This window comes from Sphingomonas hankyongi (assembly GCF_023516575.1).
Classification (GTDB): Bacteria; Pseudomonadota; Alphaproteobacteria; order Sphingomonadales; family Sphingomonadaceae; genus Sphingomicrobium; species Sphingomicrobium hankyongi.
This window is the reverse complement of sequence record NZ_JAMGBE010000003.1, coordinates 629,881-639,802: the sequence shown is the minus strand read 5'-3', so window position 1 is coordinate 639,802 and position 9,922 is coordinate 629,881. Positions and strand designations below refer to the sequence as shown.

Annotated in this window: 13 protein-coding genes; 5 read left to right on the top strand and 8 right to left on the bottom strand. The window is 56.7% G+C overall.

Going from position 1 to position 9,922, the window contains the following annotated elements; translation table 11 throughout:
- A partial coding sequence (locus LZ538_RS11770) for a calcium-binding protein (protein ID WP_249832191.1) occupies nt 1-1,672 on the top strand: 1,672 nt, incomplete at its 5' end.
- 447 nt (nt 1,673-2,119) lie between these two features.
- On the opposite strand, the gene LZ538_RS11765 is transcribed toward LZ538_RS11770, so the two are convergent.
- On the bottom strand, nt 2,120-2,779 hold the full coding sequence (locus LZ538_RS11765) for a hypothetical protein (RefSeq protein ID WP_249832190.1): 660 nt from the start codon (nt 2,777-2,779) through the stop codon (nt 2,120-2,122).
- Nucleotides 2,780-3,174: 395 nt separating this feature from the next.
- On the opposite strand from LZ538_RS11765, the gene LZ538_RS11760 reads away from it, so the two are divergent.
- The gene (locus tag LZ538_RS11760) at nt 3,175-3,588 is read left to right on the top strand and encodes a response regulator transcription factor (RefSeq protein ID WP_249832189.1); all 414 of its coding nucleotides are present in this window, start codon (nt 3,175-3,177) and stop codon (nt 3,586-3,588) included.
- Nucleotides 3,589-3,701: 113 nt separating this feature from the next.
- On the top strand, nt 3,702-4,775 hold the full coding sequence (locus LZ538_RS11755; protein ID WP_249832188.1) for a sensor histidine kinase: 1,074 nt from the start codon (nt 3,702-3,704) through the stop codon (nt 4,773-4,775).
- 152 nt (nt 4,776-4,927) lie between these two features.
- Here the strand turns inward: LZ538_RS11755 and LZ538_RS11750 are convergent, their stop codons facing one another.
- The 6 genes from LZ538_RS11750 to LZ538_RS11725 form a co-directional block, all read right to left on the bottom strand.
- Entirely contained in the window at nt 4,928-5,410 is a 483-nt protein-coding gene (locus LZ538_RS11750; RefSeq protein WP_249832187.1) for a hypothetical protein, read from the bottom strand.
- 76 nt (nt 5,411-5,486) lie between these two features.
- Nucleotides 5,487-5,999 (bottom strand): pyridoxamine 5'-phosphate oxidase family protein, encoded by a 513-nt coding sequence (locus tag LZ538_RS11745; protein WP_249832186.1) that lies wholly within the window; start codon nt 5,997-5,999, stop codon nt 5,487-5,489.
- A 26-nt stretch (nt 6,000-6,025) separates the two neighbouring features.
- A complete protein-coding gene (locus LZ538_RS11740; RefSeq protein ID WP_249832185.1) occupies nt 6,026-6,340 on the bottom strand; it encodes a hypothetical protein in 315 nt (104 codons plus the stop codon).
- A gap of 446 nt (nt 6,341-6,786) precedes the next feature.
- Complete coding sequence (locus LZ538_RS11735; RefSeq protein WP_249832184.1) at nt 6,787-7,035, bottom strand: hypothetical protein; 249 nt, start codon at nt 7,033-7,035, stop codon at nt 6,787-6,789.
- Complete coding sequence (locus tag LZ538_RS11730) at nt 7,032-7,229, bottom strand: zinc-finger domain-containing protein (RefSeq protein WP_249832183.1); 198 nt, start codon at nt 7,227-7,229, stop codon at nt 7,032-7,034. The genes LZ538_RS11735 and LZ538_RS11730 overlap by 4 nt, the downstream gene beginning before the upstream one ends.
- A gap of 59 nt (nt 7,230-7,288) precedes the next feature.
- Nucleotides 7,289-7,507, bottom strand: coding sequence for a hypothetical protein (locus LZ538_RS11725; RefSeq protein ID WP_249832182.1), 219 nt, complete (start codon nt 7,505-7,507; stop codon nt 7,289-7,291).
- Between the two features lie 271 nt (nt 7,508-7,778).
- Between LZ538_RS11725 and LZ538_RS11720 the strand changes: the two genes are divergently transcribed.
- Nucleotides 7,779-7,985 carry a cold-shock protein gene (locus tag LZ538_RS11720; protein WP_249832181.1) on the top strand — a complete coding sequence of 69 codons (207 nt, stop codon included), beginning with the start codon at nt 7,779-7,781 and terminating at the stop codon, nt 7,983-7,985.
- Nucleotides 7,986-8,865: 880 nt separating this feature from the next.
- Nucleotides 8,866-9,510: a PAS domain-containing protein gene (locus LZ538_RS11715; protein ID WP_249832180.1), complete on the top strand. Its 645-nt coding sequence runs from the start codon at nt 8,866-8,868 to the stop codon at nt 9,508-9,510.
- On the opposite strand, the gene LZ538_RS13445 is transcribed toward LZ538_RS11715, so the two are convergent.
- A complete protein-coding gene (locus tag LZ538_RS13445; RefSeq protein WP_430741977.1) occupies nt 9,500-9,829 on the bottom strand; it encodes a histidine kinase in 330 nt (109 codons plus the stop codon). The two genes, LZ538_RS11715 and LZ538_RS13445, sit on opposite strands and share 11 nt — an antisense overlap.
- Nucleotides 9,830-9,922 lie beyond the last annotated feature (93 nt).

The window sequence follows — 9,922 nt, the reverse complement described above, 5'->3', positions numbered from 1 at the left end:
CCTAGCCAATGTAGGCCCGACTGCGGCGAGTACGGAGCAGGTATTTGGAATCCTAGATTCGAACGCCACCGTGTCCGACGTCGAGCTCGATGCTGCAAACAATTATAATGGAGCGAGCTTGCAGATCTCGCGCAATGGCGGAGCGAACGCTCAGGATACGTTCGGTTTCAATACGACCGGTGCCGGATTCACGGTCAGTGGATCGAACTTGATCGCGGGTGGAAACACAATCGCGACATTCTCCGTCGTGGCCGGACTGCTCGCGATTAACTTCACCAGCTTTGCGACGTCTGCGCTCGCCGACGATGTGATGCAGCACATCACTTATGCGAACCAGAGCGACACGCCTCCAGCAAGCATCCAGCTGAATTATGTTTTCAGCGACGGTCTTGCGAGCGACACCGCCTCCATTACGGTCAACATCACCGATGTTCCGGAGCAGTTCGCGAACATCATCACGAACTTGGGCAATACGCCGATCGTAATTCCGGACTTCGCGCTACTCTACGCGGATACCGGTGGGGCCACCGATGTGACGGGAGCGAGCGGCCCGGCAGCAGGGGACAGCGTCACATATGTGACGAACACCACCTATACGGACGCCAACAACAACGGCGGCAGCTTCACGTACGCTGTAACTGGAGGCAGTAGCCCTGGTTCCAGAACTGCAGTCATTACCCAGATGGTAGCACCCCTGATTGGAACGGCCGGGGCCGACATAATCATTAGCGGCAGTTCGGGTACAACTCTCATCGGCGGAGATGGGAACGACGTTCTTCTCGGAGGCAATAGCGGCGACACGTATCAGTTCGACCTGAATGATGGAACGGACCGTATCAGTGATGGTAGTGGCAATGATACGATCAACGTGAAGTCTCTTGGCGCCGACCTGGGAATGCTCAATTTTGAGCGCGTAAACGCTGACCTAGTATTGCAGATCGGATCGACCAACGTCACAATAATGAACCAGTACACGCTGCCGACGGGAACGCCCCAGTCGCAGAACAGGGTCGAGACTATTACCTTCGATGGCGGTGGGACCATATACGGGTATGTTCTCGGCACGTCGGGATATGCCTTGTCAACAGATCCGACTGATCCGCTCACGGAAACGGGCAATAGCCAAGACGTTATCGCGTCATCCACGGCAGGGGAGACTCTGAACGGTGGAGGGGGCAATGACCTGCTGTTCGGAAATGGCGGTGTCGACCAAATCAATGGCCAAGCTGGCAACGACCTGATCGTTGCCGGTACTGGTGATGACACTCTCGATGGTGGAGACGATAACGACGTACTAGTTGGCGGCGCAGGCCGGGATACTCTGATCGGCGGCAATGGTGCTGATCATTACGTTTGGACCAGCGTTACCGACACTACGGTTGCAGCTGCAACAGCCGACCAGATCAGCGGCTTCAGCGAAGCCACACTCGGCGAACTGATCGACCTGTCACTGATAGACGCGAACACCGGTCTTGCGGGCGACCAGGCATTTGCCCTGGTTGGCGCACCGACCACCACTGTTGTCGCTAATTCGATTACGTGGTCCTTCGATGGAACCAATACCATCGTTCGTGGTGACGTAAACGGCGACACGGTTGCGGACTTCACCATTGTTGTGCTCGGCAACCACAACCTAAATAATGGCGGCGGGAACGCTGATTTCCTCTTGTGACGATTACAGTGGTCTCAACGAACTCCTTGAGTTTTCAAAGACGGGCGTCCCTATCTTGGTGAGGACGACGTCATTCGCGTCGAAGATGAATATGGGAGATAGTAGCGATCCCGGCGGCCGCCGGAGTGCTGGCCTCACGGTAGTCCGAGGCCAGAGCGGCCCTGAGCTTCCGTTGAAACACGGTAGTATGCAACGACCCTGGGCATGGATCTTGTCCATACAAATACGACTAATGAACGTTAGGCAGATTTGTATGGTTTCTCAATAGGCAGCTAATGTCCGTTTTCGACCCATTCTTGCCGTTAGCCGAATGGCAGCTCTCGACTACACCGGGCTTGTAGGCGTTCAAGTCGCCGGCGCCGTTTTGGAAACCGGATCTAGCAAAAGGAAAGAGCCGCGGCTTTCGCCGTGGCCCTCCTTACTCGTATAATACGCGCGTGATCGATATCAGAAGCCGCGGTACGCCACCTGGCTGCGGTTGATGTTGACGTCGGTCACCTGCCCAAGCGTGTTGACCTTGCAAGTGAAGCGCAGGTCGGCCGCCTGGTTGGCGTAGGGGTTCGGGCCGTTATAGCCATTGCTGTAAGCCTGGCCATTGTAGCCATAGCCACGACCCGAACTGGCAATTCCCGACACCTTGAGGCTGCCGTTATGGCGGGGTTCGACATTGGTGATGCCGAGGACACGGCCAATCTGGCCATTGTAGCCATTGGCATAGCCCTGATAGCCGCTGTTATAGCCGTAGCCGGGCTGGCCGCGATAAGTTGCGCTGATCCGCTGTTCGGCGGCGGCGGCACACATGCCGACCGCTGCGCGCTGGTTCGTCTGGCCATAGCCGTAATTGCCTTGCGGATACTGGCCGTAGGAGTAGGCGACCTGCGGATACTGACCGTAGCCGTAAGCGCCCTGCGGATACTGATTGTAGCCGTAAGCGCCCTGCGGATACTGATTGTAGCTGTTACCGGTGACCGCATTGACGATTGCGCCCAAAACCCCAGTGCTCTGGTTGTTATAGGGATAAGGCTGCTGAGCCGCGGCGGGCGAAGCAAAAGCAAGGGTCGCTGCAAGTCCGGCAGTGCCGATCAGGAATCTCGATAAATTTGTCATAATAAAAATCCTTAATTAATCCAAGAACATATCTCATCATGGAATATAACGAAGCTAGACGTATTTAGATGCATGGAGTCTGAATTTAGATACTGCTCGCCGTTCATAAAGTCTATTTGGTCATAATTATAGATAATAAGAATTATCTTCTTATTCAGAGTACCTATAGCAGCGGTCAACTCACTTCTGCAGCTAGCAATAGACAGCTGTACACTAAAAATGACATGTGCCGGAAACGATCAATTCATTCACTTAATCGGAGAAAGCTAACGTAGTTCGCCTTCCGGAACACAATGTCTGTCGCGTTGTTAAGCTCTTTGTCAGCCGACAATTTAAGTCAGCCACCATGTGGCGACATCGCTGCCTCGGCTGCTGAGGATAGCGTGGAAGAGCCTGTGTTGCTGCTTGTTGAAGATGACGCCTTGGTTGTCATGGTTGCGGAAGACGCCCTCAAGCAGGGCGGTTACGCGGTGAGGGTAGCCGCAACTGGCGCCGAGGCTGTCACTGCGCTCGATGCACCTTCAGCCAACTTTGCGGCCGTGATCACGGACATTGGTCTGGGTCTTGGTCCCGATGGCTGGGAAGTCGCTCGGCATGCGCGCGAACAGCAGGCCGACATGCCAATCGTTTATATGACCGCTGAAAGTGCGGGAGAGTGGCCGACCCGCGGAGTTCCGAACAGCCTGCTTGTGCAGAACCCCTACGCCCCGGCGCAGTTGCTCGCTGCAATCTCAACACTGATTATGAATGCGGATGCCAGCCGAGCTACATCTGAGCCTCCTTGCGACCCTCCTCGAGCAGGCGATTAATCCGTGGTGGGAGCATCATTGCAAGTAGAGTATGAGATTCGGATCACCGGACGGCCGCGCGGCGCGCTGGCGACAGAGAGATGCGAAGCTCCCGCCCGATTGGAGCAACGTCGATGAAACAGCTGCACGATCGAGAACAGGCGCAAGCCCTGGCGCTGGCGATCGTCGACACCCTGCCGGAACCCTTCCTCGTTTTGGATGACACGCTGCATCTTCTTGCAGCCAGCCGTTGCTTCTACGAGGTCTTCGGCGAGGACCCAGCCGCTGTGCACGGTCTTTCTCTGTTTGAGCTATCGGGAGGCGCTTGGGACATACCTGGCCTGCGACAGCTGCTTGCCGCGGTTGTCGACGACCGGACAACCATCGACAGTTTCGAGTTCGAGCGGGACTTCAGCAAGCTCGGTCGACGCACTTTGTGCCTCAACGCCCTTCCAATCCGGGACGAAGGCGGATCTGGTCGAATGGTCTTGGTCGCGATCAAGGACATCACCGAGCGTCGCGTCGCAGAACAAGAGAAGCAGAGACTACTCGAGCATACGGAGGAACTGCTGGAGCAGCAGCGGACGCTGCTTCGCGAGATGCGACATCGAATCGCAAACAGCCTGCAGATCATTGCCAGCATCCTGTTGTTGAAGGCGGGCGCGGTGACCTCCGAAGAAACCAAGAATGAGCTCCGTGCAGCGCACCAGAGGGTCATGTCAGTGGCAGCGGTGCAGGGCCACCTGCATGCCTCTGACGGCATCGAGCAGATTGAGATTGGCCCCTACATCACGAAGCTCAGTTCGGGCCTTGCCGCGTCCATGGTGGACCCGCGCCAGCACATCGACATCATTGTTAGTGCTGACCCTGGCGTGCTCCCAACAAGCCACGCAGTAAGCATCGGCTTGATTGTCACCGAGCTGATCATCAACGCGGTCAAATATGCATTCCCGGTGGCCCAGTCGTCTGCACGGATCCGAGTGACCTTCGAGATGGCAAAGTCGGATTGGAAGCTGACCGTGGCGGACAACGGCATTGGCAGACGGGAGGCCACCGAGGCGAGTGCTTCTACCGGACTTGGAACGGCGCTCGTGGCTGCGTTGGCGAAACAACTAAACGCGCAGGTTTCCGAAACTTCATCCAAGGATGGGCTGGCCGTCACGATCACTAAAGCAACATTTGAATCACGGCTCACGCACGCGGCCTGATCCTTCACTTACAGCAACGTACAACTCACGCCGACCCGTCTTTGTCCGGAAAGCGAATGTCCGCTTTCCATCCAAACTTGCCGCTAGCCGAGTGTCCGCTTTCGACCCATTGCAGACTTTGGACGTGCGGCCCGGCGTTCGGCGCTCAATGCCTACCTGGAAGAAATCGGCCTCGCGAGAGCCAACAGCAGCCCGATGCCGGATGCTAAGCTGATGCCCCATGCCGCCCAGTCATAGGCGATCCAAGTCGCCGCTCGGCTTTGTAGCGCGGCATCAACATTGTCGCTGTAGCCATTCGCAGTGATGGTCGCGAACTCCGGTTCAAGGAGCACTCCCGCAACCAGACCCGCCATCACGAACAGCCCGAATGATACGAGCAAGAAAGTTCGGCGCGACGTCTTCCAGTTCGCGAAGAGGGCAACGATGAACAGAAGCCCCGTGATGGGCGGCACAGTGCTCCAAAACGGGCTGCTGTCGTAGTGATAGGCCCCTTCCAAGATCGCAAAGGAACGGGGCGGAGCCGCCGTTATCGTGCCCACCACGACGGAGATCGCAAATAGCTGGGTACCGATCTGGATGAAGCAACTGATGATCAGTGCCATCAACGAGACATCACGAAAATTGCGGTCGCCCATTCTTGCCCTTGTTTTTCGGGCAATCTGCCATGACGGCATGGGCAAGACAAATGTCCGTTTCCACCCATTCTTGCCATTAGCTAACCGGCTTGAGTGCTTCGCCGAAACCCCAATCGTCGTCACGGGCGACCGTCATCTCAGTGAGGCCACCGGGTCCCACGGTCAGCAAGTCGGCATGTCCAAAGCCCCTTGAATAGTCGAGGATCGTGATGATTTCGGGGTTGGCGCGCATCACTGCCGAATGATCGGGCTGTGGCGGTTCCAAGGCTTTCAATCCTGGGTGCCGTTCCAACAAGAGCGCCAGGGCGCGCTGACGTTGCGTCGGGTCACGGACCTCGGAAGCCCTCGCCGCTATCGACAGCGCCTTGATTGTCCGAGGGTCATGGAAATCACGTCCAATTACGATCGAGACCCGGTCATCCGCTGCGATATTTCCGAACTTCTGGCTTTCCCGCGAAATCGCGAAGTAAAGCAGGATGCCCTCGTTGGCGTAGCCGACCATTGTGGCTTGGGGCCAACCATCGGGACGAACGGTGGCGATTGCCATCAGCCGATTCTCGTCGAGGATTTTGATCGCCTTGGCCTTCATGGCCTCCTCCTTGCAGGTGAGATAACCTACGTCGCTGAGCCGGTCCCCTCGTTGCCCCTTATCGAGGCCGTGTTGGAGCCGCGGGACAGCCAGTTCCAGACAAGCGCAAAGACCACCCCGAACACGGCCCCCAAAAGGAACGTGATCGATACGAGCAGCATCCCGGTGCTCAATGCGAACGGTGCCAGCTCGTAGGTCAGATTGATGAAGTGGAGACGAAGGATGAAGTCCATGACGGGCTTCGCCCACCCGACAGCGACGAGAGTTACCCAAAGCGCATGCCAGAGCCCGATTACAACGCCCACAGCGAGCCCTGTCCTTGCAGGATTGATGTGGCGCATGTCGTGCCTCCTTGGATATGACAACGGTCTTATAGCACGGCGTTCTGGGCTCGGTTGAGACGGCTCAGAACTGGCGACTTGCGGTGGGACAACAGTGTCGGCTTTCCACCCATTCCTGCCACTAGCGCTATCGCAGGTGCTTCGCGTCGCAACGTTGTGCCGCTAGAGATCAGTGGCGCGAGCGAAAGTAGCAATGGAGCGGGCGTACGAGTTGGCCAACTCCGGTCAGTGTCGCAGCGTGTCAGAGATTATCCGACGTTTGCCCGTTGAAGACCGAGACGAGGTTGAAGGATGGCTCAAGGAGCCGGACGCTAGACGACAGCTCATTCTGGCCTGCAGTGACGCGTGGCTAGCGGCCCGTCTGTGAATGTCCGCTTTGGGTGGAAAGCGGACACTAGCGGTCGACGAGACCTCAAGTGATTTTGGCGGGTAAGGCCGCTCGAGACTTAGCGCTCGGGGACGATCCGTATTGAATCGATAGGGCTGGCGCTTGCACGCATCATGTGCGTTGCTTCGTCGATCAATTCGTCCAGCTGCCTGGAATCAAAGCCTTCACAGCCCGGTCGTAGTTCGAGGGCGGTCTGAACACAAAGGATGATGCGCCGTGCGCTTCCATCGAACTCCCATTCATGCCAGCACCGCAGCGCATGCCGGTCATTGCCCGTCCGCTCGACAAGGTTGCGGTCTTGGTTCACTCGCGGGCCGCCCAACAATCAATCGGAACTGTCTCGTTCCAGCGAAGCGCAGGATTGAGCCGGTATTGGGTCGAGCAATACGGGCATAAAATATCCGATTGCTCTCCCATGTTCAGGTAGACGTGGGGATGATCATGGGGCGGCAGTACGCCCATGCAATCAAAGGCGCCGACGCCGATCTCGATGCTACTCACGCCTACTTCGTTGAAAAACAGGGGTATCTCAGAGCTCGAGGTTGCTTGTTCGCCATGCATCAAAAGACCTTGCCTTCCATCCATTGCCGCACGTCGCTTTCGGCGTCTTTCTGCGACCATGAGCAGCGTTCCTTCACCATGGTCACAAGCTTCCGATCGTTCTTCAGGGTCGACGCATCGAAATGGGTGAGGAAGGGCCAGCGTGCCTGGGCTTCCACCATATGAGCCCGCTTGCGACGGACGACATCAGCACTCTCGCCACCTCTAAAACCAAACATGGCTTTGAGTTCTTTTAAAATAGACGACAAATTATTATGTAGTAGACGGACAGAAGTTTTCCATAAGGAAGAGCAACTATTTCACTGGAGTCGTAATTATATTTTTTATTTTTTTTGCGCCTATTGCACCTGCTAGGCAAGAAGACTATATGATTATTGCTGCCAGTCGGTATCGACGGTCAAGCGCTCAGCCGCGTTTCTCTCCATCTTTAGCGCCTCTTAGCCACAGAGACGGCCAATCCGGGTCGGTCTCGGTAAGAAGGACACGACCATGAAGCATTTCGGAACAATCAAGACATTCGATGAGACGCAGGGCCGCGGCTCGATTACACCCGAAAAGGGTGGTGACGAGCTCCGCTTCGAGCGAAGCGCTATATCCTGGGACCCTAAGGTCGCCCCCAAGACGGGGCAGCGTCTTTCTTATGAGCTACTTGAGAAGGACGGTCGCACCAGCGCCATGAATCTCCAGACAGTCTAAGGATTGCGTTCGGCGGGAGCACTCGGTTCCCGCCCAGCTTTTCGGCCAGTCTCAAGGGACGTCCGTTATGAACCGTGCTGCATCAAGGAAGCCAACGCACTTCAGCATTTTCCGCTCTGCCGCCGAGGAGGCCGATATGAAGCGTCAAGAGCAGGCGTACGACAACGAAGGCGGGCGTGCGAGTTCGCAATCGGCGGCCAACCATTGTTTAATCGGGGCCGCCACAGGAGGCTCTAACTCGTGAGAGAGGTATATTCCATGGCCGTTCCAGATGTTCCCCATGCTTGGTTGAGCAGGTCTGCGTCCGTCATTCTGACATTTGTTGTCGTCGCCGGCGCGTTGGCTATCGCCCTTAGCTGATAATCACCTCACGGGAGGAGCTTGGCTCGTGGATCTCAATTTCCTGTTGGACCGCCACCAGCGTTCGTTGATGATCGCTGACCGGGCGCTCACTTATCGCGAACGGCGTGCTCATGGCCAGTTTGCTAGAGAGTACGCTGAGCAGATTCGCTTCACGCGAGAGATGCTCGGTGCGAGACCTTCGCTCCAGGGATCGGTCACTTAAAAGGGGTGGTGCCTGTTGCCGATTATTCCGCAGCCAGCCGGGCCGGGGTCTCGCTAAAGCCTTTCGAAGGTACAGCCTTGCTCCACAACACAGGTCTGAAAATGCGAAGCGGTAGACCGATGCCCTTGGAGATGTGCGTGGCGCCACTTCGGCGAGTCAGTATTCTTGAACGCGCAACATGGTGAGGGCTAGTGTCCGCAATGGGTCGAAAGGAGACCTAAGCCGCTAGCGTCCCTATTGGGTGGAAAGCGGACATTCGCGACCGACAACTTTCCTCCATTGCGAGTCCGCTTCGCATCCTATCTACTGGTTTGCATGCATGAGCGGATTACGGATGAGCATGAGCTCGAAGCAATGCGGGCTTCGATACATCAAACGCCGATCGCCACCATCGTCACGGACAACCGCCTTGACGACAATCCAATCGTTGAGGTGAATGCCGCCTTTGAGGCCTTAACGGGCTACCGGCCCGATGAGATACTCGGAAGGAATTGCCGTTTTTTGAGTGGGCCTGGTACGGAGCCAGAGAGCCGTGCCGCGTTGCGGTCGGCTGTCGCGCAGGGCCGCCCCACCATTGTGGAGTTAATGAACTATCGGAAAGACGGCACACCGTTCCGTAACGCCGTCATGCTGGCGCCGGTCCTCGACACCGAGGGGGCCGTGGTGATGTTCATCGGCTCGCAGATGGAGGTCGCCCGCGCGGACTCCGCGGCCGCGTCGAGACGGGCGAAAGCGCTTGAACTTGTAGACCGACTAACCTCTAGGCAACGCCAAATACTGGAGTTGATGGCGAGCGGCTATCGGAACAAGCAAATCGGCGGCACCCTCGGCATCGGGGAAAAGACGGTCAAAATGCATCGCGTGCGGCTTCTTCAAGCCCTAGGCGTCACAACTTCTGCGGAATCGATCCGGCTCGCGGTGGAGGCCGGAATCGAGCGCAGCAGTGGCGTTAGCGAGTAGGCATTCTCGCCAACGAGACGAAGATTTTGGCGGTTTGAACTCGCCGTAGTTCAAACGTCCTCTCGTCTACGGTCTCGCTCTCGATTTGCTTGATGCTGTCGCGGATGCTCTGAAGCGTCTCAGCAATCTCGTCCAGAAGCGGCTCAGCACCTAGACCAGGACAATTCCTCAACTGGCAAACCTGCAACTGAAGAGCGACCAATAGCTGCGATGTTGAGTCGTGGAGATCGCGAGAGATGCGTTGTCGTTCTGACGCTCTTATTGAGCACTCCGACGCTGGTTTGCCTACTGGTGCATTCACAGGGCACTCTCCACCCATGGGAAACGCAACTAACAGAGAATGAAACCTAATCTGCAGCGATGGGGAAAACCATATAGCCTTTGGCCCATACCGCCGGCTGGTCGACCTAAC

Excerpts from the sequence above, each read along its gene's own strand:
- LZ538_RS11765 (WP_249832190.1), bottom strand. The coding sequence starts at position 2,779 with ATGACAAATTTATCGAGATTCCTGATCGGCACTGCCGGACTTGCAGCG.
- LZ538_RS11755 (WP_249832188.1), top strand. The coding sequence starts at position 3,702 with ATGAAACAGCTGCACGATCGAGAACAGGCGCAAGCCCTGGCGCTGGCG.
- LZ538_RS11750 (WP_249832187.1), bottom strand. The coding sequence starts at position 5,410 with ATGGGCGACCGCAATTTTCGTGATGTCTCGTTGATGGCACTGATCATC.
- LZ538_RS11745 (WP_249832186.1), bottom strand. The coding sequence starts at position 5,999 with ATGAAGGCCAAGGCGATCAAAATCCTCGACGAGAATCGGCTGATGGCA.
- LZ538_RS11740 (WP_249832185.1), bottom strand. The coding sequence starts at position 6,340 with ATGCGCCACATCAATCCTGCAAGGACAGGGCTCGCTGTGGGCGTTGTA.
- LZ538_RS11725 (WP_249832182.1), bottom strand. The coding sequence starts at position 7,507 with ATGTTTGGTTTTAGAGGTGGCGAGAGTGCTGATGTCGTCCGTCGCAAG.
- LZ538_RS11720 (WP_249832181.1), top strand. The coding sequence starts at position 7,779 with ATGAAGCATTTCGGAACAATCAAGACATTCGATGAGACGCAGGGCCGC.
- LZ538_RS11715 (WP_249832180.1), top strand. The coding sequence starts at position 8,866 with ATGCATGAGCGGATTACGGATGAGCATGAGCTCGAAGCAATGCGGGCT.
- LZ538_RS13445 (WP_430741977.1), bottom strand. The coding sequence starts at position 9,829 with ATGGGTGGAGAGTGCCCTGTGAATGCACCAGTAGGCAAACCAGCGTCG.